Source organism: Vibrio sp. 05-20-BW147 (assembly GCF_013369385.1).
In the GTDB taxonomy this organism is placed as follows: domain Bacteria; phylum Pseudomonadota; class Gammaproteobacteria; order Enterobacterales; family Vibrionaceae; genus Vibrio; species Vibrio floridensis.
Map to the genome: position 1 here is coordinate 1 of NZ_SZTO01000009.1, position 25,219 is coordinate 25,219.

Below are 25,219 nucleotides of genomic sequence, written 5' to 3' on the forward strand. Positions count from 1 at the left end.
AGCTCGGTATCTACCTAAAATCACAGCTAAAGACCGGATAGAGACCGGACCGACGACGCCGTCGCGATAGTTACAGAAACTACATCATGCAGGAAGTCAGGCAGGATAAGCCTTAGAGAGAGATTACAGGGTCAGTCTAGTGTGACCGACCCAGCGATCTAGGATTTTAGATTGAGTGGGGCTCTTGAGAGTCACACTCGGATGAATCATTAGATTTTTGGCTGTATTGTGAATACTTCTGGGCAAGCTTATGCTTATTTGCACTTGCATTCCTTGTTTTTGTTATCACAGCGCTAGTTTCTCGAGTTTCCCGTTCATATATAGAGGAAACATTTTCTTGATAGTTACTGTTTTTTTTCGCATTATCCTTTGCTACTCGAGCACTAGAACCAGTGGCGTAAACACCATTATAGTATGCGACGGCAACTTTCTTTTTTTTCTTTTTTTCGTCTTTGCTATCAATCATTCTCCAACTCCTCCATAGATTGAGATAAGCGGACTATTCTCTGTAGCATAGATGACATTGGGTACATCTGCCTCTGTATTTACTTTACCAACAGAGATCCATTCTGAATCATCCTTCATGCGGTAATAGGTTAACGTTGGGTCATTTGAATACTCATCAAATACAAGTCCGAGTGGTACATAACGTTCAGTGCTCAAAAATCGAGAAAAGGCGCGGTTAGCAGAAATTTTGCGATCTACACTAACAAAAACAAAATGGACCTTGTAGCCTGCTTCAATCAACGCATTTCGCAAGTCCCGTATAGAAGAACAATCATAGCCTATTTTAGGTATTACTATATTGGCGCCTTCTGACACCATGAACTCATGTACAGATTTTTCTTCCTCAAATTCAGGGTTGGTACTTCCAGATGTAAGTAAAGATGATTCAGCATGCACTAAGCTTGCGCCTTGAGGGACACGAAACTCAGGAAACTTTCTTTTTGCATAGTCTGAGTCAATGATTGCCGCCCCCTTTAGTTCTGCAATTCGATTTGATATGGTGGATTTTCCCGATGCAGGTAAACCTGTAACAATTATTGCTTCTTGCTCATACTTCAGCCCGCTTTGAGGCAGGATACCTCCGCACCCTAGTTTAATCTGGTCGTCATCATCAAGTCGCGTGTTGCTAATCAGCTCTGCAAATATCCGACTTCTTAAATCTTCTCTGAGTTCATTTGTGAGATAGGATGTATGCCGACTTTCTTCACTTGTTAACGTCGGCTGATTTACTGTTGCAGATAGTAGCTTCTCCGCTGCGACGAGCTTCTGAATATGATCACCGAGTTCAACAGTGTTTTTCAAGCCTAACACCTTAGTTAAGAAGTCTACTGCCAATTTATTTTGGTCTAATGGCCTTGAATAGTATCTCACTTAATGCCTCCTGCCATGAGATTATCTGGTTACGTTTTACACATCAATATAAAACTTATCACACAACAGTTTCAGCAAAACAGATCTAATTTTCAAACTCGCCTTTATTTCGTTTCAAAATATTTGGAATTGCCGAATCATTCTTAAAGTCAGACTCATATTAAATCTATGATACTGATAATCATGGAGTTAATTATGATTAAGCTAACTAATCTTCAACAAATCACAACCCTACCAATCACCACCACCTTACAAGAACTAGTCAAAGCCATACTCACGGCACCATTTCACGATGAAGCAGAAACCCAACAAACATGGGATGATCTGCAATGTGAGCTCTGGTTCCTCACCTCAATTTCGGACCTAACTGCCGTCGTCGTCGACGATATCGAAATGCTAAAACGAGCACTGACCTATACCGAATTCGAAGATGATCTGGACTACGGAGCAACACTGACACTAAGCATTGTCGAGGACAGTGGCAAGGGTATTTATCTACTGATGCCTAAGACACTACTCACCGAATTACGCCAATACTTCTCCATCGAGAATGACTAAGGAGGCAGCGATGCAATCCCGAAAATTCAAATTCAATAAGCGCCAACTCGACTCACTACCACCGACGCCGACGACGAGCAAAAGTAAGGAAACGGAATATACCGACGAGTTATGCTCTGGGCTTAAGATGATCATCAACCGCCAAGGCAGGAAGCGTTTCTTGTTCAGGTACACATTTCACGGAGCCAAGAAATCCATCCAGCTAGGTGAGTATCCAGCACTAGACATCAACACTGCTCGCCAGATTGCCAATGACCATAAACGGGAAATTGCTCTCGGTAATGACCCCAAGGCTATTCGTGATGAGAAGCGCAACGTCCTTACGTTCCAGGAGTTCTCAGAGCTGCACTACTTACCCTACGCAATGATGAATAAGCTCACCGCTAAAAGTGATGCAGGTAGTCTCAAGCTTCATTTCTATCCGAAATGGGGCAAGAAACCTCTCACCGATATCGGTCAGCAGGACATTCAGAAATTGTTGGACGGGTTACTAGAAGGTAGGAAACCTGCAACGGTGAACCGTCTACGTTCCTTAGTCCTTCGCATGTTCAGACTCGCAATGGAATGGGGCTATGTTGATTCTAATCCAGGTCAGTACATACGGAAGTTGAAGGAAAACAATGTAAGACAGCGGTTCCTCTCACGTGCAGAGGTTTCAGCCTTCATCAAGGCATGTAACGAGGAACCGAATCGTACTCAATCTAACGCATTGAAATTCGCTCTGCTTACCGGGATGCGAATCGGGGAAATTACCAGTTCGAAATGGGAATGCCTTACCGTCGACGACGACGGCAATTGGAGCCTATTTCTACCACACACTAAGTCGGGGCTGTCGAGAACGGTCCTACTCAACCACCTAGCTAAGGAGGTCATCCATGATCAACGACGATTTCAACAACCGAAGAACCCCTATATCTTTGCCGGAGATGCACCCGGTAGACCTATCGCTCATCCGAAGAAGGCTTTTGCTCGAATCAAGAAAGCTGCCGGGATTACAGACAACTTCCGAATTCATGATTTGAGGCACAGCTTCGCGTCAATTCTTATCAACTCAGGTAATGCCACGCTTTATGATGTTCAGCATTTGTTGGGGCATCAGTCACCGCAAACCAGCACTCGATATGCGCATTTGGCTTCGAGTAGGTTGAGAGAGGTGAGTGCAAATGTGGCTGAGTTAGTTGGAGATGTGAGTATGTAAGCACAATAAAGACAAAAGCATTGATAGCTCGCAATCATTGCTTTTGTCTAGGAGTATAATAAGTCTTAATAACTTATATTTTGTAAACGATTAGATAACGGGGAAGATTAATGGGAGACTGGGAAGATATTTTTGGCTCGGAAGGAATGGAGCCTGACTTTGCTCCATGGGATGCTCCAGGATGGGCGGATGACCATGACGATATCAGTAATGAAGAAGAGTATGAAATCGATGTAAAAGAGCGTTATAACACTCTTGTAATATTGAGTAATCTACTAGAAAGAGCGAACACTAATAAAAAGGTTTTTACTAAAATGGAAAGAAAAGCAATTAAATTCGCAATTGCAGTTCTTTCGTCGAAAAACTGTTTGAAGAATTTAAGTGAGCCTAATATAGAAGCCACCACTACAGGCTGGGGACAACCTAAATCTCAAATAGGTTGGGGGCAGCCAAAATCTTCGGATAATGAAACACCGGTAGATACTGACGATGATGACATAGCGTTCTGAGGAACGAGTATTCATTTTTTGCAAGTTCAAGTAGGCTTTTTAATTTTTGGTGAAAAGCCTTTTCCCATTAAGTCTTCTTCAGTTAAGGCTTGGTTTTCAGAAAATCGCCGTGCTAAGTCATAAGTGAATGAATGTAGGTTAATTTTACTCTCGTTGTAGAAGTTCCACGTCATTCTTCCTCCATCAGTTGCTAATTTACCCTTTTCGTCTATGTTGGGGACCCTGATATAGTCATAATATTTAAAACCAATACTTTGTTTTCCAAATAAAATATAGAGAGTATGATCAATATTGCTTAAAATAAAAGCACTTTTCCAAGTTGAAGAACGTGTGATGTGAGCTTCAAAACCCATATTTATTAGTGCGTTGATTAAGTGCTCTCTTGTCATGAATCCATCTGGCTCTAAATCAAATGTAACAGTTTCATTCTTCGATGAAATATCTTCTAGGCCTAAATTCCACTCTTTTTTACTTTGTTCAAACTGTTGGTCGGCTTTTCGTTGTAGTTCAAGCAATCTACTAGAAATCTCTTTCTCTCTAGAGTTTTTGGATAACTGTTCTTGCTCTTGTTTGACAACCCATTCAGAGGTTTTCTTTTCAGCCGCTTCAGAGACCTTTTCTAGGACGACGAGACAGTTAAACAAAAAGCGAAAGATATTTTTGATAATTCTAATCAACAACATAGCATATGGCTCTCGCACATCAGAAATTGCAAAACGAACATATTATATAGTCATTGTACAACCATGCTAAACAAGTTGAATTAAAAGTGACTCACTTTGCCCCCATTCCCCAACTAAAATCCTAGATCGCTGGGTCGGTCACACTAGACTGACCCTGTAATCTCTCTCTAAGGCTTATCCTGCCTGACTTCCTGCATGATGTAGTTTCTGTAACTATCGCGACGGCGTCGTCGGTCCGGTCTCTATCCGGTCTTTAGCTGTGATTTTAGGTAGATACCGAGCTGGACACGAACCCTAATGTAAATTTCCTATTTAGGTTTTCCGTCCAGTTTGCCGACGGCGGCGGCAGTAGATGTATTTCCCCTGTTGTCCTGACAGTTGCGACGGTCATGACAGCCGTGACAGTCCCGAGAGTATCCAGCTAGATTCCCATCCTATTCGACTAACCCTACTCTTCGCCCTAACTCATACCAGATTCGCGCTGTAATCCTGTGTGCCGTTGGTAATTCCGTTCTGAGTATGAATATCAGTCCAGTGATTAGCTGCTGTTTCTGGTGCTGTGGTTGAGTGTCATTGATTGCTGGCCGAAATCACTTAAAAGATAACAGACCGATTACCACTGAGGGTAATCGGTCATCATGATTCAACATTCATCTTGTTCTAATCTTCGGTGCTGAGTCTCCTGCGTAATCTCAGCTAGAACCCCATCCAGGTATCTAAATTATATTTATATTAATAACTGGACCTAATGGAACGGAATGTTGGTTATATTTTTGTTGGTTCCAGCGCGAATTTTTTCTGGGGTTCGGTTCTGGTGTTGAGTGGTATGTATCTGCTCTGATTCGTGCTGTACAGACGAGAGAGAGTTCTGATGGTGGATATCACTCTGGTAGGGGAAGTGTGACTCTGTGGTGACTACGTGGAGTCTTTCGGCGGACCTAATGGACCAGAGCTTACCGGAAGTAATTGCGGACCAGATATAGACCGGACCAGAAAAGACAAAGGCCCGTAGATTTCTCTACGAGCCTTATCGGAATTTGGTGGCCCCTCCCAGACTTGAACTGGGGACCAATCGATTATGAGTCGACTGCTCTAACCACTGAGCTAAGGGGCCAAATTGGAGCAAAGATTATAGGAGAACTCGCGCGGGGTGTCTAGACGTTGCTACGGCTAATTGCGCTTAGTTTTTATTCACTTAGCGAGATAAACAACAAAAAAGGTGAGCTAGAGCTCACCTTTTTGCTTGAGAAGAGTATGCGTTACTCGTCAAGGAAGCTGCGCAGAGTTTCTGATCGGCTTGGATGACGCAGTTTACGCAATGCTTTTGCTTCGATTTGACGAATACGCTCACGTGTTACGTCGAACTGTTTGCCCACTTCTTCTAGAGTGTGGTCGGTGTTCATATCGATACCAAAACGCATGCGCAGTACTTTTGCTTCACGAGGTGTTAGGCCTGCAAGAACATCTTTTGTCGCTGCTTTTAGGCTGGTGGCCGTGGCAGAATCAAGAGGTAGTTCTAGCGTGGTATCCTCGATGAAATCACCCAGATGCGAATCTTCGTCGTCACCGATTGGTGTCTCCATTGAGATTGGCTCTTTAGCAATTTTCAGTACTTTACGGATCTTGTCTTCTGGCATTTGCATGCGCTCTGCCAGCTCTTCCGGTAATGGTTCACGGCCCATCTCTTGTAGCATTTGACGAGAGATACGGTTTAGCTTGTTGATCGTTTCGATCATGTGAACCGGAATACGAATCGTGCGTGCTTGGTCTGCGATTGAACGTGTGATTGCCTGACGGATCCACCACGTTGCATAAGTCGAGAACTTGTAACCACGACGGTATTCGAATTTATCAACCGCTTTCATCAGACCGATGTTACCTTCTTGGATCAGATCCAAGAATTGTAGACCACGGTTGGTGTATTTCTTCGCGATAGAGATTACAAGACGCAAGTTCGCTTCAACCATCTCTTTCTTCGCTCGGCGAGCTTTCGCTTCACCGATAGACATACGGCGGCTGATGTCTTTGATGCTGTTCACAGTCAGCGACGTTTCTTCTTCAATGGCTCTTAGCTTAGAGATTGAACGACGAATGTCTTCTTCGTGCAGTTTGATCTTTTCTGCGTACGGCTTATCAGATGCTAGGATTTTATCTAACCATTCTTCGCTTGACTCGTTGCCAGTGAAGAGAGCAATGAAAGATTTCTTTGGCATCTTGGCGATTTCTACCGCAGATTTCATGATCAAACGTTCTTGTGTACGAACGCGATCCATGGCGGTGCGAAGTTCGTTAACCAAATGGTCAAACTGTTTCGGTGTTAGACGAAACTCTTTAAACACATCGAGCATCAGTTCATGTGCTTGAGCTGCGTGAGCACTCTCTCGGCCATGTTCATTTGCTGCTAGCTGCAGGTTTTGATAGCTGTTGCGAAGCTGAGTGAATTTTTCTAGCGCTACTTCAGGATCGATGCCAGCATCGTCATCGGAGTCGCTGCTTGAATCGCCGTCGCCATCTTCGTCTTCATCTTCGTCGTCGTCGATGTCAGTGCTATCTTCATCTTCCAAATCAGATTCAGCAAGCTCAGAGCCGATATGCGTTGCAGTTGGAGCAATCGTTTCATCTGCGTTTGGATCAACGAAGCCGCTAATCAGATCGGTTAGACGAAGCTCTTCTGCTTGAACCTTATCAAACTGTTCCAGAATATAAGGAATGGTTCCAGGGTATTCAGCAACAGACGACTGTACTTGGTTGATACCATCTTCAATTCGTTTAGCGATGTCGATTTCGCCTTCACGAGTTAGAAGTTCAACGGTACCCATTTCACGCATGTACATGCGTACTGGGTCTGTAGTGCGACCAATTTCGCTTTCTACGCTTGAAAGCGCAGCAGCGGCTGCTTCGGCAGCATCTTCGTCGGTAATGTTTGTTTCATCACTCAGTGCTAGGTCATCGGCATCAGGAGCAGTTTCTACTACTTTGATACCCATGTCGTTAATCATCTGAATGATATCTTCCACCTGTTCTGAATCTACGATTTCAGCAGGTAGGTGGTCATTTACTTCGGCGTAGGTCAGATAGCCTTGCTCTTTGCCACGGATGACAAGTAGTTTTAGCTGTGACTGCGGATTATGATCCATAGACGGTATCCAACTTCGTAATCTGGTGAAGGAATTAGTATGCGAAATGCAAACCACTAACTATAGCAAATAAAATTGTTGCTGACTAATTAAACAGGGTTACGCTTTTAAATCTAGCATGAGTGCCATAAGCTCCCTTCTTTCATCGGCTGATAAGCCGATGCTTCTATCTTTTGCCTGCAGGTTCTCAATTTGCTTTTCAACACACTGAGCAAGAATCTTGTCCAGCGAGTCTAAAAATATGTCTTCTTCATTGTCATCGTCGAGGGGGATTTCCCAACCTGCTAAACGAGACAGAAGTTGTTCATTCTGGCTGCCACGCCAGCTTTCTAGCAATTGGCCTGTGGTTATATTGGGGCGTGCTTGGCATCTTTCAAGCACTTCTATCAATAAACTCAAGCCGGGTATGGTTAAATGTTTGACCGGGGTTAAATCCGGCACCAGTTGCGAGAAACTTGGGCGCTGAATGAGTAGGGCGACCACTTCACGCATGGGTGTTCTTTTTAGCTCACGGTGAGGCTGTGGCTTTTTGTCCGTTTGGCCTTGGCGATTGATCAGTTGTTGCAGCTGTCGTTCATCTACTAAGCCTAAACGGCGGCCAAGTAATTCCCTCAAGTATAGACGCAAAGTGCCGCCAGGCACTTTATCGATCAGAGGAACTGCTAAGGTTGTGAGCTTCGCCATACCTTCTTTGCTGCTCATGTCAACTTGTTGAGCAAGTGAGCTGAACATGAACTCTGTCAGGGGCATGGCATTGGCCACTTGTTGCTCAAACTGCGCTTTACCAAATTGACGAATGTACGAATCGGGATCTTCGCCATCAGGTAAAAACATGAACTTCAATTGTCGGCCATCATTTAAGTAAGGCAATGCGTTTTCCATGGCACGCCAAGCCGCTTCTCTTCCTGCTCGGTCACCATCGTAACAACAGACGACGGTGCTGGTTTGACGGAACAGCACTTGTAGATGATCACCCGTGGTGGACGTTCCCAGCGAGGCGACGGAATAATCTACGCCATATTGGGCTAGCGCGACAACGTCCATATAGCCTTCGACCACTAAAATTTGAGGTGGCTCTCGATATGCCTGTAGGACTTCGTACAAGCCGTAAAGCTCTTTGCCTTTGTGGAAGATTGGGGTCTCGGGTGAGTTAAGATATTTTGGGGTGCCATCCCCAAGCACTCGCCCGCCAAATCCGATAACACGCCCACGGCGATCGCGAATGGGGAACATCACGCGGCCACGGAAGCGATCGTAGCGATTGCCCTTTTCGTTCTCGATCAACATACCACCGGCGACCAGCATCTCTTGTGCTTCAGGATGTTGACCAAAGTTTTTACGCACCAAATCCCATTCATCGGCAATATAACCAATGCCAAATTTCTGTACGATCTCGCCTGAAAGGCCACGATTTTTTAGATAATCGATGGCGATTTTGCCTGAGGAAAGCTTCAGTTGATTGCGATAAAACTGGCTAATGCTGGCCATTAAATCGTAGAGGCTGCGCTTTTGGCTACTGCTGGCTTGAGGAGCTTGGCTGAATTTAGTGTTGGTTGAGTGTTGTTCGCGCGGAACATCAAGACCAAGATAAGAGGCAAGTTCCTCAATGGCTTCCACAAACTCCAATCGTTCAAATTCCATCATAAAATCGATGGCATTGCCGTGTGCACCGCAACCAAAGCAATGGTAGAACTGTTTTTCTTGGCTAACGCTGAAAGAAGGCGTTTTTTCGTTGTGGAATGGGCAGCAAGCCCCGTAGTTCTTGCCTTTTTTCTTAAGTTTCACCCGTGCGTCGATGATGTCGACGATATCAAGTCGAGCAAGGAGGTCATCAATAAAACTGCGTGGGATGTGTCCTGCCATAAAACCTAATAAAAAAGAGAAGGGTAGATACAAACAAGCCGTGCGTTCCAGAGGATAGCACGGCTTGCTGCAAACAGGTGCGGGAATTAAGCCAGTTTAGCGCGAACTAAACCACTTACTTTACCCATATCTGCACGGCCTTGAATTTGCGGTTTCAGTACAGCCATTACTTTACCCATGTCTTGCATGCCTGCTGCTTCAGACTCAGCAATCGCACTGTCGATCAGCGCGGCTACTTCGTCTTCATTCAGCGGTTGAGGCATGAATTCTTCAAGTACTGTAATTTCTGTTTTTTCCGCATCAGCTAAGTCTTGACGACCTGCTGCTTCAAATTGCGTAACAGAGTCGCGACGTTGTTTAACCATTTTTGTCAGCACAGCAAGAATGTCATCATCGTTCAGAGTGATCTGTTCGTCGACTTCACGTTGCTTGATAGCTGACAGGGCTAAACGAATAGTGCCAAGGCGCTGTTTGTCCTTGGCTTTCATCGCTAGTTTTTGCTCTTCTTTGAGTTGTTCAATAAGAGCCATAACTAAATTCCTTAACCAGGAGCTCAGTTATTAGTACAGGCGAACGCGACGAGCGTTTTCGCGAGCTAGCTTCTTAGCGTGACGCTTTTGAGCTGCTGCTTTAGCGCGTTTGCGAACTGTAGTTGGTTTTTCGTAGTGCTCACGACGACGCACTTCAGAAAGGATACCTGCTTTTTCGCAAGAGCGCTTGAAACGACGTAGAGCAACGTCGAACGGTTCGTTTTCACGTACTTTAACTACTGGCATATGCCTTTCACCTCAGGGGTTATTCGTTAGCGCTGGTAAAAAATAGACAAATCACTAGCGATTGGTCTCTAACCAGCTTGATCAAAAATGGTGCGGAATTTTAATCCGATCCCTGCGCCTTTGTAAAGCCTTTTGTCGATTATTGTCTGTACAAAATTTGTTTGTCTGGGCTGCGCGAGGTAATATGTCGGCAAATTTTCTATTAGCACTGAGCATACAGAGAAAACTATGCGCATTCTCGGCATTGAAACCTCCTGTGATGAAACAGGAATCGCCATTTATGACGATGAAAAAGGCCTACTGGCCCATAAATTATATAGCCAAATTAAACTGCATGCCGATTACGGCGGTGTCGTGCCTGAGCTCGCTTCTCGTGACCACGTGAAGAAAACCATTCCTCTTATTAAAGAGGCGTTGAAAGAAGCCAATTTAACAGCAAAAGATATTGATGGTGTTGCTTACACGGCAGGGCCAGGGTTGGTTGGTGCACTTTTGGTGGGAGCAACGATTGGTCGAAGCCTCGCTTACGCTTGGGGAGTGCCAGCTGTTCCGGTTCATCATATGGAAGGTCACTTGCTCGCACCTATGCTTGAAGACAACCCACCGCCGTTTCCATTTGTGGCGGTATTGGTCTCGGGTGGTCACTCAATGATGGTGGAAGTGAAAGGCATTGGTGAGTACAAAATCCTAGGCGAATCCATTGATGATGCGGCGGGTGAAGCATTCGATAAGACGGCGAAGCTCATGGGCCTAGATTATCCAGGTGGTCCATTGCTGTCTAAATTGGCCGAAAAAGGGACGCCGGGTCGCTTTAAGTTTCCGCGTCCGATGACCAATGTCCCCGGTTTGGACATGAGCTTTTCTGGTTTGAAAACCTTTACCGCGAATACCATTGCGGCGAATGGTGATGATGAACAAACACGTGCCGATATTGCGTACGCATTTGAAGAGGCCGTCTGTGCCACATTGGCGATCAAATGTAAGCGCGCGCTAGAGCAAACGGGCATGAAACGTATTGTGATTGCGGGTGGGGTGAGTGCCAACCGTCGTCTTCGTGCTGAGCTAGAAAAACTGGCGCATAAAGTGGGCGGGGATGTCTATTATCCACGTACCGAGTTTTGTACGGATAATGGTGCAATGATCGCGTATGCGGGTATGCAGCGTTTGAAGAACAATGAAGTGTCAGATCTTTCGGTAGAGGCCCGACCTCGCTGGCCAATTGATCAATTGACGCCAGTGATGAAATAAACTCAGTATAATTACGGTCGCTTAGGCGGCCGTTTTTTTTAATTTGCTGCTTTGTATTCAACATGGAACTGGATGGCATCTTGTGTTGCCTGCGTAGGTTCTGCTGATTTTTGGAAAAATAATGAAAACATTCATCATCGATGGCAAAAGCATGGCTTATCAAGATGTGGGTCAAGGTCCGGTCTTGTTATTTGGTCATAGCTATTTGTGGGATAGCCAGATGTGGGCGCCACAAATTGAATTTTTAAGTCAGTCTTATCGTTGTATTGTGCCGGATTTATGGGCGCATGGGGAATCTGAGTCTGCACCAACTCGCTGCAACTCATTGGTGGATTACGCTCAACACCTGCTCGCGTTGATGGATCATCTACACATTGAAACGTTTTCTATTGTCGGTTTATCCGTTGGTGGGATGTGGGGAGCAGAACTGGTTTCACAAGCACCAGCACGAGTGACTTCTTTAGTCATGATGGACACCTTCATTGGTCTAGAGCCGGAAGTGACCCATCAGAAATACTTCGCCATGTTGGATGCCATCGCGCAAAGCCAAATGGTGCCAGCACCGATTGTGGAAGCGGTGGTGCCGCTGTTTTTTGCCAACGATGCGACAGAGCAAAACCCGCAATTGGTTTCGGATTTCGAACAACGCTTAGCGTCACTTTCCGGTGAACGTGCGGTGGAAGTGGCAAGAATTGGACGTATGGTGTTTGGTCGTCGCGATGTGATTGAGGATGCGGAAACATTTGCTTTGCCAACCTTGATCGCCGTTGGTCAGCAGGACAAGCCTCGCCCAGTGTTTGAATCTTACTTGATGCACGATGTGATCACCGGCAGTCAATTGGTGGAAATTCCTAACGCTGGCCACATCAGTAACTTAGAGCAGGTTGAGTTCGTTAACCAAATGCTTGAGACGTTTCTCGCGGTAGTTTACGCCAAGTAAGCGAACGATAATGGCCTCATGAGAGGCCATTTTCTATTCCTTTGACGTTTATCGTCGTCTCGTATTTCGCTTGTCGTCTCTTATTTTGCTTACTGTGACTTGGGCATTTGCAGTTTTTTCTCACCGATCTTGGGTTCTTCACCAGTAAATAAACGGCGGATATTTTGGTGATGTCTTAACACAATCAAGCAGCAGAGCATGCCTACGGGCAAGGTGTACTGGGGCTTGATCATCCAAGTGTACATCGGGGCAAGTAAAACGGTGACCAAAGCGGCCAATGAAGAGTAGCGGAAGAGTATCGCGACCAACAGCCATGTCACCATGATCATCCCTGTCAAATCCAAACCGATAGGGGCTATGGCTCCCAGCGCTGTTGCCACCCCTTTACCCCCTTGGAAATGAAAGAACAGTGGGTACATATGACCAAGGCAGGCTGCAATGGCGATCACGCCAAGCAGTACGGGTTCAATGCCGAGGTAGTAACCACTCCAAACCGGAATGGTCCCTTTGAGCATATCGCACAGCAGTACTGCCGCGGCGGCACCTTTGCCACCGATGCGCAACACGTTGGTGGCACCAGGGTTATTTGAACCCACACCTCGAGGATCGGGCAATCTCAGCACACGACAAATCAGCACCGCACTGGAAATTGATCCCAGCAGGTAGGCGATGATGGTCATTGTCACTGCCATTGCGTCCATGTGAGTCCCTAAATGATTGGAAAGTAATGCTCATTTTTCGCGTAGTTGCTATCATAGCGCGATTGCAAAAATAATACGATGAATTTACCCCATTCGGGTATCCGACCTCTATAAGGACAAATTATGGCGCTGGATAAAGTGTTTATTGAACAGTTGGAAGTGATTACCACCATTGGTGTCTACGACTGGGAACAGCAAATTAAGCAAAAATTGGTGTTGGATATCGAAATGGCGCACGACAATCGTCCTGCAGGCAAAAGTGATGATGTGGCCGATGCGTTGGATTATGCGCAAGTGAGCGAGGCGGTATTGAATCACATTGAAAGCGGTCGTTTCTTGCTGGTGGAACGCGTCGCGGAAGAAGTGGCTGAGCTCATCATGACTCAATTTTCAGTGCCTTGGATTCGCATTCGCTTGGCTAAGCCGGGAGCAGTTCCACAAGCTCGCGCTGTGGGTGTGGTGATTGAGCGAGGCCAAGCATGAACACCGTCTATATCGGCGTAGGCAGTAATATTGAGCGAGAAAAGCACGTACGAGCCGCTTGGCAAGAGCTCACTTTGCTTGGCGAAGCCTTACAAGCCTCACCGATATATGAATGTGCCGCTGTTGGTTTCGACAGCCATGCCTTTTTCAATTTTGTCATTCGTCTCAATACGTCTATGACGTTAGAGGAATTGGCTTCTCAGCTCCGCCAAATCGAACTGCGATGGGGCCGAGAAGAAAATGCAGCGAAGTATCAGGATCGAACACTGGATCTTGATATTGTGCTGTTCGGCGAATGCATTTCGCGCCAAAAGCCTGAACTGCCTCGCAGTGATATCTTTAAATATCCCTTTGTCATACAACCGCTTTATGATTTGCAGCCGGATCTGGTGATTCCAGGAGATGGCCGTACCGTGGAAGAGATTTGGCAAACTGCACGCGATCTCGACACATTGAAAACGGTTGATTTTTCATTATAAAAAACTGAGTAAACCATGAGTTATTTTGAAGCGTTTGTGTTGGCTTTGATTCAAGGCCTGACCGAGTTTTTGCCGATTTCCAGTTCGGCGCATTTGATCCTGCCTTCCGCCATTCTTGGTTGGGAAGATCAAGGGTTAGCTTTTGATGTGGCGGTGCATGTCGGTACCTTAGCCGCCGTGGTGATCTATTTCCGTAAAGAAGTGATTACGCTCTTCGCTGCTTTGTTCGCGTCGATTTTTAAAGGCGAACGAAGTAAAGAAGCCAAGTTGGCGTGGATGATTGTGATTGCGACGATCCCAGCCTGTATCTTTGGCTTGGTGATGAAAGATGTCATCGAAGTTTATCTGCGTAGTGCCTATGTGATTGCCACAACGACCATTATTTTTGGTCTGTTGCTTTGGTGGGTCGATAAGAATGCCTCTTTGCTGGATGATGAATACCAAGCGGGTTGGAAGAAAGCCTTGTTTATTGGTATTGCGCAAGCATTGGCGATGATTCCCGGCACTTCTCGCTCTGGGGCGACCATTACCGCTGCGCTTTACTTGGGCTTTACTCGTGAAGCGGCTGCGCGCTTTTCTTTCCTGATGTCGATTCCCATCATTACGCTGGCGGGATCTTATCTTGGCTTGAAATTAGTGACCAGTGGCGAGCCCGTTCATGTCGGCTTTTTGCTAACCGGTATTGTCACTTCCTTTATTAGTGCCTATCTGTGTATTCACCTGTTCTTGAAGATGATTTCACGTATGGGCATGACGCCGTTTGTGATCTATCGATTGATCTTAGGTGTCGGCTTATTTGCTTACCTGTTAATGGCTTAATCTCGAGCTGCTTGATCGCACAATCACTATAGCGCCCACAGGAAACTGTGGGCGTTATGTTTTTTAAGCGTTGAGCAGCGCCGTTTTTACCGCTTCAGTGCGCCTTCTTTCCTGTTCATCACGAATGGCTGGCCCTTTGAACCCATCTTGAATGATCGATTGCACCTCGACAGAGAGCGCGGCTTGATACGCTAACTGGATCCGTTCTGCTTGAGGGTAAGGGTGATCTTGCAGACCTTGGCGACCCGCATGATCGGCTTGGCAACAAAGGAGGATATCGTTTAACCGCTCCGCTTTGCGCCACACATCCAGTTTGTTGAAGATTTTGACCATGGTTTGCGGCTTGAGCTCGGCTGCGCGATGGATGTTGGAGTGCTGCTCACACACCATTAAAGCCAGATCGCGAAACTCATTCGGTACGCGCACGCGTTCACACAACTGTTTAATCAACTTAAGACCGGTGTGGCAATGCATTTTGTGGCTTGGCCATTCGCTTGGCGGTGTCACGCCTTTGCCTAAGTCGTGCACTTGGGCTGCAAAGCGCACCACTGCAGACGAGCTCAGCTTCGCCGCTTGTTCTGCGACCAACAAGGTGTGTATGCCTGTGTCGATCTCTGGGTGCCATTTTTCAGGCTGAGGGACACCAAACAAAGCATCGATTTCGGGAAGTACCACGGCCAAAGCACCACACTGACGCAAGACAGCAAGAAACTGCTGTGGCGCAGGCGTGAGTAGCGATTTGTGCCATTCTTGCCAAACTCGCTCGGCGGTCAGTGCAGACAGCTCGCCAGAAGCGACAATGGATTGCATCAACTGCAAGGTTTCATCGGCCACGCGAAACCCGAGTGGTGCCAGTTTGGCCGCAAAGCGAGCCACTCGCAACACGCGCAGAGGATCTTCGACAAAGGCTTCTGACACATGGCGCAAAATACGATCCTGCAGATCTTGCTGTCCACCATACGGGTCATAAAGCGCGCCCTGGCTATCCATGGCAATGGCGTTGATGGTCAGGTCGCGTCTGAGGAGATCCTCTTCTAAAGTCACATCTGGGGAGAAAAAGCACTCAAAGCCTTTGTAGCCTTGGCCTGTTTTTCGCTCGGTGCGAGCCAGCGCGTACTCTTGTTTGGTTTTGGGGTGCAAGAAAACTGGAAAATCTTTCCCGACAGGAGAGTACCCAGCATTGAGCATTTGTTCCGCGGTTGCACCGACGACAACCCAATCTTGATCGTAGACGGGAATGCCCAATAACTTGTCTCTTACCGCTCCACCCACTAAGTAAACTTCCACGCGTGTGACCTCGAATATTTGCTTATCTGACTGGACATTGTAGCAAGCAATGGTACTTTGCTCTCTATTCAATTGACGTATTTGCATTTGGTCTGTGTATGTATAAGGATTTTTTTGGTTTCTCTGAGCTGCCTTTCTCGATAGTGCCCAATTCCCGCTATCTCTATTTAAGTCAGCGCCATCGTGAAGCCATCACACATTTACAGGCTGGCCTCGGGGATGGGGGCGGTTTTGCCATGCTGACTGGGGAAGTGGGGACGGGGAAAACCACAGTCGCAAAATCAATGTTGGCCAACCTTGACGGCCAAACCTGTGCCGCTTTGCTGCTCAACCCAACCTTTTCCAGTGTCGAACTGCTTGAAGCCATTTGTGATGAGTTTGGCTTGAGCTACGCGGCCAACGCTTCTCTTAAACAGCTCAACCAACGCATTTATCAGTTTTTGTTGGAAAATCATCAGCAAAATATCCAAACCTTGTTGGTGATTGATGAAGCACAACATTTGGCGGCGGATGTATTGGAGCAGTTGCGTTTATTGACCAATCTGGAAACGGAAACACGCAAGCTGTTAAAAGTGTTGTTGGTGGGGCAACCTGAACTGCAACAATTACTGCAGACCACACAATTGCGGCAACTTGCTCAGCGCATTACAGGCCGTTATCACTTATTGCCACTGAATCCTCAAGAAACCGCTGACTACATTGCGTTTCGTATTCATACCGCTGGGGGAAATCGTACCCTGTTTGATCACGCCAGCGCCAAAGTGATTGCTCAGTACAGTCACGGTATTCCCCGTCTGATTAACTTGATTTGCGATAAAGCGTTGCAATTGAGTTATCACCAAGGCGACAAAAAAATCACGAAAGCGACGGTCGAGCGAGCTTGCCAAAATGTGATGGCATTTCAGGCTGAGATTTATCAGCAAGCCTCAAACCGTTCGTCTTTCCCTTGGGGAAAAGTCTCTGTAGCCGCGGCTTGCGTTGCCGGAGTGTTGGCCATTGCCAGCTATTGGCCTTTGATCACAGCTGGCAATGTCGCTTCCACTGCGCCTCAGATCGAGCTAGACAGGCCTGCAACCGAGTTGCCTATACCGCCTTCAGTGCCAGACATCTTGGTGAATGATGCAGAGTGGCTCGGTGAGCCTGCTGTCGCGCGTATGACCACTCGAGCGCAAGGATTAGAAGCGCTTTACAAACTATGGGGATATCGAGCAACGCGCATCGATACCTTGTGTGAACAGCCATCCACCTCGATTTTCCAGTGCCAAGTCCGACAACTTAACTGGCAAGAGTTGCAGCAAACGCCACACCCTTTGTTGTTGACGCTGCAGCATGAAGGGCAACTGGCTTACGTTGTCTTGCTGGAAGTCAACTCAGAGCGCGTCGTTCTGCTTACGGGCGAGCAACGTCTCACATTCACGGTTCCACAATTGATGTCGTTATGGCGGGGCGAAGTCACCGATCTATGGCCTATGCCTCTGAGAGAGACATTGCGCCTGGGTATGCACGGCGAGGCTATTGCAGTCTTGGACCAATTGCTCGCCAAAGCACTCAATGATGAACCGTTAAAGACGACGCAGTTTAATGCTGAGCTGATGCAGCGAGTGGAATGGTTTCAACGTTGGCAAGCGATGACCGAGGATGGTATCGCCGGTCAGCGTACTTTGGCGCGTTTGCAGCACATGGTCTCATTGTCCGAGCCGTGGCGAGAGTTCTCCAAGGCTGAGAAGCAAGGCGAAGAGCAGGCGATGCGCTATCCTGAGTTTCCCTCGCTCGCACCGCTTCCCAGAACATACCCATTGGCGGAAACTGGCGACGCTATCGACGTGGCCGATCAAACAAGCCCCACTTTGGTCGCGAGCCCATCAATACCGAGTGAAGAAAAGAAAACAGCGGACGAGCGACTGTTTGAAAACCTCGACCTGTCAGGCTTATCGCCAGAACTGGCGCAAAAAGTCGAAAATGCCTTGCTGGTGGAGACACAAACCGATAACTCCCCGCAAGCGGAGTCAACGGTTTCAAGGCTCGAGCTGAGTGGAGAAAAATGGCATGGGCGTTTGCCGCCACTCAATTTGCAGACACACATGTATTCGAGCGATCCGAAACGTCGCTGGTTGAAGATTAATGGTGCGGAGTTCCATCAAGGTGAGTGGATTGATAACCAGATTCAACTGGTGGAGATTTCAGCGCAGTCGGTGATTATCGAGTTCCAAGGAGAGCAAATCGAAATTCCAGCGCTCTATGAATGGAAAGGCTAAAGACAGCAATAAAGGATCATCAGCCTAAGAGTGAGAGAAAACGGGCCGCGAATGTGGCCCGTTTTGATGTTTATGCCCAGCCTGAGTTTGACTTCTTACGGCGTGGGATCATGTAAGGCAGAATTAAGCCGAACAGAAGGCCAATACCAGCCACACCACCACCGTACATGAAGTATTTCAACAGTAGGTCGTCTTTTTGTGTGTCGAGTTTTGCACGCAGTTGGCGATTTTCCGTTTGTACAGAAGCAAGTTGATCACTGATTTCGCTGTATTTCTTCTCTAGATCTGAAATTTGTTGGTTGCGAGTGTCAAGGGAGTCCACCAAGCCGGCCTTTTCGGTATCGGCATTTTGGCGCGCATTCGCCAATTGAGATTTCACCTCTTTCAGTTCTTTCTCAAGTCGAGGAAGGCGCACAGCCATACTTTCTTGGCGTGTGATGAATTTTGCTTGAACCCAGCCCTTGCGGCCTCGCTCATCGACCACTTCGCTATAGCCAGTTTCGCTGTTGGTTTGAAGGAGTTTTACTTTTGTACCCGCGTCAACGCTACCAATAATACGAAACGTGTTATTTGGGCCTGAGTGCATGTAGGTAAACAGTTCATCTGCGATGTAGCGGTCTTGGGCGAAAACGGATGGTACAGCCAGAATAGTCAGTAACACCGTGACGATGAGTTTTTTCACAATAAATCCCTTAACGATTTAATCAGAGTCGGCGATAAAAATTCGGATTAACGAATAGTAAAAACTTTCCCTGACGCATGCAACAAAGAAGGGAGGCAAAGCCTCCCTTAATGTGCGTTTGAGTCAAATATGACAAGGCGCTTACACAATCGCGGCGCGCCTTACATTCTCATGACGAGAAAATCAACCGAAGATCGCTTGCATTGCGTAGTAGAACACCACGGCAAGTAGTGCACCTGCAGGCAGGGTGACAACCCAAGAAGCAACGATATTACGAACCACGCCTAGGTTGAGTGCTGCGATACCGCGTGCAAAACCAACACCCAATACTGCACCCACAAGTGTTTGTGTGGTCGAAATCGGTAGACCAGTACCAGAAGCTAGTACAACGGTTGATGCAGTAGCAAGCTGAGCAGCAAAACCACGACTTGGAGTCAGTTCAGTGATACCTGTACCCACCGTCGCCATTACTTTGTGGCCCATGGTCGCAAGACCCACAACAATACCAAAACCACCAAGAGGAAGAATCCACCAAGCGATGGTGCTTTTCGCGGTCACTTCGCCCATGTGCTCAACGGTAGATACAACGGCAGACAGTGGACCGATCGCGTTTGCTACGTCGTTTGAGCCGTGTGCGAATGCCATTGCACAAGCGGTGATGACCATGAGCACGCTGAAGATGCTTTCCACGCCGGCGAAACCATGATCGTCTTCGCGGTTAGCGAATTTCTTCTGGATGTAGATGTAACCGCCTAGCATGATCAGGCCAGAGACACCGGCAGACCATAGCCAAGCTTCCGTATTACTTAGGTGTAGACCTACGTGCTTTAACCCTTTTTTGATGGTCACCAGTGCGATTACCATGGTGGTAATAAACATATACACAGGGACGAAACGCTTGGCGTTCATCAATGGTTTTTCTGTATCAAAAATCAGTCGTTGTGCGCTGACGAAGATGACGTAAGCGAAGAAACCAGAGATCAGTGGTGTAATGATCCAACTGCCCACGATGCCTTTTACGCTGCCCCAATCTACCGCTTCAGTACCCACAGAAACGCAAGCGAAACCGATGATCGCACCGATGATAGAGTGCGTAGTTGATACCGGCCAACCCATGTAAGAAGCCAATAGTAGCCATGTACCCGCTGCTAGGAGCGCAGACATCATACCGAAGACAAGAACATCAGGCTGGTCAGCGAAGAGCGATGTTTCGATAACACCTTTACGGATAGTGTCAGTTACTTCACCACCTGCAAGATATGCACCCGCAAATTCGAAGATCATCGCAATGATGATCGCTTGTTTTACGGTTAGTGCTTTTGAGCCTACCGATGTGCCCATCGCATTAGCAACGTCATTCGCGCCAATACCAATTGCCATCATAAAACCAAAAGCTGCTGCAACAATAATCAGGACAGTGCCGTAGTTTGCAAGGATATCCATCGTAATACCTAGTTGATTTATAACAAGCGGAGCAATATCGCACAGGCGTTATCCTGTCTTAGCCGGAGAACTGTGTTATTGGCCAAAACAGGATGCGTAGATAATGCTCTTCGTTATTTTTTGTTGACTTAAAAATTTAAGATCGAGATAGCATCACTTCCAGACGCGCACCGACGCGCTGTGCCTGGTCTGCAATGCCGCCTACCCATTCAAGAATCTTGTACAAGAACATGACATCGATAGGGTTCATCTCTGACTCAATGGCCATTAGCTGCTGACGCAGACCGATTTGCATAGTATCGGTATCATCCTCGATCACATCCAATTGATGGATCATTTCTGCGACCAGCGTGACTTCACGCCCTTTGAATCCAGTTTCAAGAAGCTCATCAAGCTCATTGATCACGTTTTGCGCTTGGTTAGCCGCATCAAGACAACGTTGAACATAAGCAATGAAATTTGGTTGGAGTGCAACAGGAATCATCAGCTTACGACCGTAAACACGGCCTGCAATGTCCTTTGCTAAGTTGGCGAGTTTGTCTTGCTGAGTCAGTAGCTCAAGCATGTCAGTGCGATCGACTGGCAGGAACAAACCGCGAGGAAGTTTCAGACGAATTTCACGTTTTAGAACATCCGCTTCTTTCTCAAGATGAGAGATTTGAGCGCGGATTTCTGCTGCTTTTTCCCAATCACCCTCTGAACAAACTTCAAAGAACTTGATTAGGTGTCCGCAACATTCGTTGACACAAACTACGTGACGCTGCAAAGGCTTGATAGGGGACTTTGCAAATAACCCCATAATTGTATTCATTGGCATGGTCATTCAACCTAATAAATATAACCTTAAAAGAACATACACCATTTCATGGTGAAATGTTGAGCGATGGCTATAAAGGCGCGCATGTTAACGCATTAAATCCATCATTAAAACTGTTTTAGATCATCATTAGTGCGATATTTCTTTCTTGCCCCTCGAGAATTTAGGCAATATCCTGTCCCTGTCTGCTTGATAAGGTATAACTATGGAAACCGAGATAGAACTGAAGTTTTTTGTTTCTCCTGAATTTTCAGAAACTTTGCGCGAAAAAATCGCCGAAACCAAAGTACTTCAGCACAGTTGTCGCGATTTAGGAAACACCTATTTTGATACGCCAGACAACTGGCTTCGCCAACACGATACAGGCTTACGGATACGCCGCTTTGATGATGTTTTCGTGCAAACAGTCAAAACGGCAGGACGCGTGGTTGCTGGTTTACATCAACGGCCTGAATATAACGCTGAACATACCTGCAATACACCGAATCTTCATTTACATCCTGGTGATATTTGGCCACAAGGTAAAGATATCGACACCTTGCAATCGGAATTGATGGCGCTGTTTTCCACCAACTTTACACGAGAACAATGGCTGATTGGTATGCCCGATGGTAGCCAAGTCGAAGTGGCGTTCGACCAAGGAATGGTGAGCGCAGAGGATAAGCAAGATCCCATCTGTGAGGTGGAGTTAGAACTGAAATCAGGCCAAACTGATGCTTTATTTACCCTTGCTCGTCATTTATGTGAGTCTGGCGGCATGCGTTTAGGCAATTTAAGTAAAGCTGCGAAAGGTTATCGCTTGGCTTTAGGTTACCAAGGCGACGAAGTGAAACCATTGAGCCTAGTGGATACGGGCAAAATGGATAATGCCGAATATTGTCTTATTAACTCGCTCGAGCATGCCCTTTCCCATTGGCACTATCACGAGCAAATTTATGTGGAACGCGAATCGGTGGAAGCGTTGCACGAAATCAGTCACGCCATCGGTTTTATTCGCCAAACCTTAGCCATTTATGGTGGCGTGGTGCCACGACGTGCCAGTGCCATTCTGCGTCAAGAGCTTAAATGGCTAGAAGAAGAACTTGCGTGGTTGTCAGAGCACGCGCACTTAACGGAGTTGTTAGACGACAAAGGTAACGTGCTGCGTAAGTTGGATGCGCGCAAGTTCTTAGTGGCGGAACTTACGCAACAGTTTGAGCAGTTGCCGAATCGTGAAGAAGTGTTGTCGTTATTTACCGGGGCTCGTTATACCGGATTGCTGCTCGATCTGAGTCGTTGGATCTTAACTCGCGGGTGGCAGCCATTTTTGGACGATAAAGCGCGAGAGAAAATGGCCAGTGCGATTCGAGACTTCTCTGTGCAGCAGTTGGATCGTACATGGGCAGAACTCATGGAATCCTTTCCGTCTGAGCGAAAGATGTCTGCGCAAGAGTACATTGATCAGCGCTACCGTTTGATGCGCAATCTCTATACAGGAGTAGGTTTTGCCAGCTTGTATGATGCGGAAGAGCGCAATAGCTTTCGCATGCCTTGGGCGGATTTGATCCATGGTATTGACGATCTCTTAATGCTGCGTCATTTACTCCCGCTAGTGGATAAGCTCGAAGGTGAAGAAAAAGATCAACTGGAGCGCTGGTTGGTTCGTCAGGAGCGCTCGATGTTGCATGCGATGGATCAAACACGCGCTATTGGCGTGGAAGCCGATCCATACTGGCGTCATTAATGATGAATTGAGATAAGAATAGGGCGATACGCCCTATTTTTTTTGATCCTCTTCGAGCCGTTTCAGCCGCTCTAAAATTTCATGCTGTTGCTCAAGGAGGGTTTCCAACATCTTCTCTTTATTAATGGAGCGATTAGTTTGCTGCTGGCTCGGTGTGGTCAGAATCGAGGTGATCAAACCGGAAATCATACCAAAAAGGCCAACACCGCTCATGATGATCACCACCGCCAGTAACTTCCCCCCCTCTGTCACAGGATAATGATCGCCGTAACCCACGGTCGAAATTGTCACAAATGCCCACCAAAGGGCGTCTGTTCCGGTTTGAATATTTGACGCTGGGTTTTTCCCTTCAATAAACAGCATCATGCCAGAGCCGACGGTCACCAAGACCACAAGTAATAGTAAAATCGTTGCAATGGTGGTCTCTTTTCGGTTTTCCTTGAGCTGATGAAGAACAAAGCGCGAAGAGCGCAAAACCAGAATTACGCGTAAAATATGAAATAAACGAGCAAAACGAAGTGGCTCAATCATAGGTAAACTGGCGAGAATATCGATCCAATGTGTTTTGAGGTATTGACGCTTATCTGCGGTGCGGATCAAATCTACGCTGAGCTGAATGAGAAAAATACTACAGATTATGAAATCAAGACCGATAAGAACTTGTCGGGTTTCTGCGTCTAACGGAAAAAACAGTAAGCCAGAGATCACAAATAGCGCCATAAAAGACAAGATTAGTGATAACAGACTCATCGGTTTGGTGTTCTCTTTGATATCATTACTATTCATACGGGGCTCGAAATAAATGGCTAGGTTGAGCGTTTAAAGCAACAACGCATCATAGCAAGGTGCCCAAAGGCGACATCTTCCTGATACGACTATAAAAGAACTGGTGGAGAAACAACAATGGAAAAGCTGGCTTTTAAGCCCTGGGAAAGGGCGATCTCTGACATTCGCCTCGTTCCTAAAATGATTTTGCTGATGGTGTTTAGTACTGTTTTGATTGTTGGTAAACAACTTTGGGACGCGAGCACCTTCTACCAAGCTTTGTTGGCAGCAACGCAAAACGAGCAACTCGCGCAACAGCATTACGATGAGTACTTGGTGCAAGTGGCATGGCAAACGGGTTTGCTGATCATTGTGTTTGTGGTGCTGCTCATGGCCGCCGCAAGCGTGATGCTACGTCAAACTCGCTATTTAAATGACGCGATCAAATTGATGGCGCAAAGAAATCTTTCGGTGCCTTTTGGTATGGCTTGTAAAGACGAATACGGTGATGTGGCGCGTGAGCTAGAAAAAACGCGCCAGCAGTTACACGATATGATTCAGATGCAGATCAGCGCCTCTGATGAACTGTCGGGCCTAACCGAGGTGATGACGCTGAGCATGTCGGAAACCAAAGAGTCCGCGCAAGAAGAGTTCAATGAGATTGATCAACTGGCGACGGCGATGAGCGAAATGACCTCGACGGTGCAAACTGTGGCCGATCATGCCAACAATGCGTCGAGTTTGACTGAGCAAGCTTCACAGCAAGCGAAAAAAGGTCAACAGCTCTTGCAAGGTACCGTATCAAAAATGAGTCAGCTTTCATCAGACATCTCCTCTTCCGCACAAGCGGTCAACCAAGTGGAAGAACGAGTTGGTGCGATTGGTAGTGTGGTTGGTACCATTCAAGGTATCTCAGAGCAAACCAACTTGCTGGCGCTCAACGCCGCGATTGAAGCCGCGCGTGCCGGTGAGGCGGGCCGTGGTTTTGCGGTGGTTGCGGATGAAGTGCGTAATTTGGCTCAGCGCACCCAGACGGCAACGGTAGAGATTCAAGACATGATCTCTCAATTGCAAACCAGTGCCAGCAGTGCTGTTGACCTCATGGAAAAGAGTGTGGTGCAAGCGGCGGAAGGCGTTGAGCTAGTGTCCAACGCGGGTAACGAGTTAGATGGCATTGTCAGTCAGGTAACCAGCATCAATGAGATGAACTTCCAAATCGCCACCGCGGCTGGCCAGCAGAGCAGTGTTGCCGCGGAAATGGATCAGAATCTCTCTAACGTACGCGAACTGGTTGAAGCTTCCGTGGTAGTGGTCAGTGAGCTGCTGGAAACCTCGGAAATGATGCAAAGCAATGCAGAAGCGTTGGATAAGAAAATCAAATCCTTCAAAGTCTAAGGCTTTAGTCACAATGAAACGCCCACATTACTCATGTGGGCGTTTTTTATTGCAGCAAGTCTGATATAAATAGGAACAACC

24 protein-coding genes and 1 tRNA gene are annotated in these 25,219 nt (G+C 46.9%); 11 read left to right on the top strand and 14 right to left on the bottom strand.

Translation table 11 applies throughout. The features are described from left to right. Window positions 1–166: 166 nt before the first annotated feature. On the bottom strand, window positions 167–466 hold the full coding sequence (locus FC652_RS09630) for a hypothetical protein (protein ID WP_176298396.1): 300 nt from the start codon (window positions 464–466) through the stop codon (window positions 167–169). Then, the gene (locus tag FC652_RS09635; protein ID WP_176298397.1) at window positions 463–1,377 is read right to left on the bottom strand and encodes a zeta toxin family protein; all 915 of its coding nucleotides are present in this window, start codon (window positions 1,375–1,377) and stop codon (window positions 463–465) included. The genes FC652_RS09630 and FC652_RS09635 overlap by 4 nt, the downstream gene beginning before the upstream one ends. 195 nt (window positions 1,378–1,572) lie before the next feature. Between FC652_RS09635 and FC652_RS09640 the strand changes: the two genes are divergently transcribed. The 3 genes from FC652_RS09640 (at window position 1,573) to FC652_RS09650 (ending at window position 3,642) form a co-directional block, all read left to right on the top strand. Then, a complete protein-coding gene (locus FC652_RS09640) occupies window positions 1,573–1,935 on the top strand; it encodes a hypothetical protein (protein WP_176298398.1) in 363 nt (120 codons plus the stop codon). 10 nt (window positions 1,936–1,945) lie between these two features. Next, the gene (locus FC652_RS09645; protein WP_176298399.1) at window positions 1,946–3,133 is read left to right on the top strand and encodes a site-specific integrase; all 1,188 of its coding nucleotides are present in this window, start codon (window positions 1,946–1,948) and stop codon (window positions 3,131–3,133) included. 110 nt (window positions 3,134–3,243) lie between these two features. Beyond that, window positions 3,244–3,642 carry a hypothetical protein gene (locus tag FC652_RS09650; RefSeq protein ID WP_176298400.1) on the top strand — a complete coding sequence of 133 codons (399 nt, stop codon included), beginning with the start codon at window positions 3,244–3,246 and terminating at the stop codon, window positions 3,640–3,642. Window positions 3,643–3,668: 26 nt separating this feature from the next. Here the strand turns inward: FC652_RS09650 and FC652_RS09655 are convergent, their stop codons facing one another. The 6 genes from FC652_RS09655 to rpsU form a co-directional block, all read right to left on the bottom strand. After that, on the bottom strand, window positions 3,669–4,325 hold the full coding sequence (locus tag FC652_RS09655; protein ID WP_176298401.1) for a hypothetical protein: 657 nt from the start codon (window positions 4,323–4,325) through the stop codon (window positions 3,669–3,671). A 1,038-nt stretch (window positions 4,326–5,363) separates the two neighbouring features. Next, a tRNA-Ile gene (locus FC652_RS09660) sits at window positions 5,364–5,439 on the bottom strand. Window positions 5,440–5,584: 145 nt separating this feature from the next. Further along, on the bottom strand, window positions 5,585–7,462 hold the full coding sequence (gene rpoD, locus FC652_RS09665; RefSeq protein ID WP_176298402.1) for an RNA polymerase sigma factor RpoD: 1,878 nt from the start codon (window positions 7,460–7,462) through the stop codon (window positions 5,585–5,587). Between the two features lie 99 nt (window positions 7,463–7,561). After that, entirely contained in the window at window positions 7,562–9,325 is a 1,764-nt protein-coding gene (gene dnaG, locus FC652_RS09670) for a DNA primase (protein WP_176298403.1), read from the bottom strand. A gap of 86 nt (window positions 9,326–9,411) precedes the next feature. After that, entirely contained in the window at window positions 9,412–9,855 is a 444-nt protein-coding gene (locus FC652_RS09675; RefSeq protein WP_176298404.1) for a GatB/YqeY domain-containing protein, read from the bottom strand. Window positions 9,856–9,885: 30 nt separating this feature from the next. Continuing rightward, window positions 9,886–10,101: a 30S ribosomal protein S21 gene (gene rpsU / locus FC652_RS09680; RefSeq protein ID WP_001145625.1), complete on the bottom strand. Its 216-nt coding sequence runs from the start codon at window positions 10,099–10,101 to the stop codon at window positions 9,886–9,888. A 228-nt stretch (window positions 10,102–10,329) separates the two neighbouring features. Here rpsU and tsaD point away from each other — a divergent pair, with 228 nt between their 5' ends. Together tsaD and FC652_RS09690 are read left to right on the top strand one after the other, a co-directional pair. Next, window positions 10,330–11,349, top strand: a complete 1,020-nt coding sequence (gene tsaD, locus FC652_RS09685; protein WP_176298405.1) for a tRNA (adenosine(37)-N6)-threonylcarbamoyltransferase complex transferase subunit TsaD — start codon at window positions 10,330–10,332, stop codon at window positions 11,347–11,349. 121 nt (window positions 11,350–11,470) lie between these two features. Continuing rightward, window positions 11,471–12,289 (top strand): alpha/beta fold hydrolase, encoded by an 819-nt coding sequence (locus FC652_RS09690; protein ID WP_176298406.1) that lies wholly within the window; start codon window positions 11,471–11,473, stop codon window positions 12,287–12,289. Between the two features lie 89 nt (window positions 12,290–12,378). Here FC652_RS09690 and plsY read toward each other — a convergent pair whose 3' ends face one another. Then, on the bottom strand, window positions 12,379–12,990 hold the full coding sequence (gene plsY / locus FC652_RS09695) for a glycerol-3-phosphate 1-O-acyltransferase PlsY (RefSeq protein WP_017421270.1): 612 nt from the start codon (window positions 12,988–12,990) through the stop codon (window positions 12,379–12,381). Between the two features lie 123 nt (window positions 12,991–13,113). Here plsY and folB point away from each other — a divergent pair, with 123 nt between their 5' ends. The 3 genes from folB to FC652_RS09710 are packed head-to-tail and all read left to right on the top strand — an operon-like array spanning window position 13,114 to window position 14,771. Next, the gene (gene folB, locus FC652_RS09700; RefSeq protein WP_017421271.1) at window positions 13,114–13,473 is read left to right on the top strand and encodes a bifunctional dihydroneopterin aldolase/7,8-dihydroneopterin epimerase; all 360 of its coding nucleotides are present in this window, start codon (window positions 13,114–13,116) and stop codon (window positions 13,471–13,473) included. Continuing rightward, window positions 13,470–13,952 (top strand): 2-amino-4-hydroxy-6-hydroxymethyldihydropteridine diphosphokinase, encoded by a 483-nt coding sequence (folK, locus tag FC652_RS09705; protein WP_176298407.1) that lies wholly within the window; start codon window positions 13,470–13,472, stop codon window positions 13,950–13,952. The genes folB and folK overlap by 4 nt, the downstream gene beginning before the upstream one ends. A gap of 15 nt (window positions 13,953–13,967) precedes the next feature. After that, window positions 13,968–14,771, top strand: a complete 804-nt coding sequence (locus FC652_RS09710) for an undecaprenyl-diphosphate phosphatase (RefSeq protein ID WP_011078706.1) — start codon at window positions 13,968–13,970, stop codon at window positions 14,769–14,771. A 63-nt stretch (window positions 14,772–14,834) separates the two neighbouring features. Here FC652_RS09710 and FC652_RS09715 read toward each other — a convergent pair whose 3' ends face one another. Next, window positions 14,835–16,058 (bottom strand): multifunctional CCA addition/repair protein, encoded by a 1,224-nt coding sequence (locus tag FC652_RS09715; protein WP_176298495.1) that lies wholly within the window; start codon window positions 16,056–16,058, stop codon window positions 14,835–14,837. Window positions 16,059–16,156: 98 nt separating this feature from the next. On the opposite strand from FC652_RS09715, the gene FC652_RS09720 reads away from it, so the two are divergent. Then, window positions 16,157–18,313, top strand: coding sequence for an AAA family ATPase (locus tag FC652_RS09720; RefSeq protein ID WP_176298408.1), 2,157 nt, complete (start codon window positions 16,157–16,159; stop codon window positions 18,311–18,313). Between the two features lie 70 nt (window positions 18,314–18,383). Here FC652_RS09720 and FC652_RS09725 read toward each other — a convergent pair whose 3' ends face one another. The 3 genes from FC652_RS09725 to FC652_RS09735 all read right to left on the bottom strand — a co-directional run bounded on the left by FC652_RS09725 (window position 18,384) and on the right by FC652_RS09735 (window position 21,255). Continuing rightward, window positions 18,384–18,995, bottom strand: coding sequence for a TIGR04211 family SH3 domain-containing protein (locus FC652_RS09725; protein WP_176298409.1), 612 nt, complete (start codon window positions 18,993–18,995; stop codon window positions 18,384–18,386). Window positions 18,996–19,178: 183 nt separating this feature from the next. Continuing rightward, window positions 19,179–20,438 carry an inorganic phosphate transporter gene (locus FC652_RS09730; RefSeq protein WP_176298410.1) on the bottom strand — a complete coding sequence of 420 codons (1,260 nt, stop codon included), beginning with the start codon at window positions 20,436–20,438 and terminating at the stop codon, window positions 19,179–19,181. Between the two features lie 136 nt (window positions 20,439–20,574). Continuing rightward, window positions 20,575–21,255: a TIGR00153 family protein gene (locus FC652_RS09735; RefSeq protein ID WP_176298411.1), complete on the bottom strand. Its 681-nt coding sequence runs from the start codon at window positions 21,253–21,255 to the stop codon at window positions 20,575–20,577. 205 nt (window positions 21,256–21,460) lie between these two features. Here FC652_RS09735 and FC652_RS09740 point away from each other — a divergent pair, with 205 nt between their 5' ends. Beyond that, window positions 21,461–22,978: an inorganic triphosphatase gene (locus tag FC652_RS09740; protein WP_176298412.1), complete on the top strand. Its 1,518-nt coding sequence runs from the start codon at window positions 21,461–21,463 to the stop codon at window positions 22,976–22,978. Between the two features lie 33 nt (window positions 22,979–23,011). On the opposite strand, the gene FC652_RS09745 is transcribed toward FC652_RS09740, so the two are convergent. Further along, the gene (locus FC652_RS09745; protein WP_176298413.1) at window positions 23,012–23,764 is read right to left on the bottom strand and encodes a potassium channel family protein; all 753 of its coding nucleotides are present in this window, start codon (window positions 23,762–23,764) and stop codon (window positions 23,012–23,014) included. 117 nt (window positions 23,765–23,881) lie between these two features. Here FC652_RS09745 and FC652_RS09750 point away from each other — a divergent pair, with 117 nt between their 5' ends. Next, window positions 23,882–25,138, top strand: coding sequence for a methyl-accepting chemotaxis protein (locus FC652_RS09750; protein WP_176298414.1), 1,257 nt, complete (start codon window positions 23,882–23,884; stop codon window positions 25,136–25,138). Window positions 25,139–25,219: the final 81 nt, after the last annotated feature.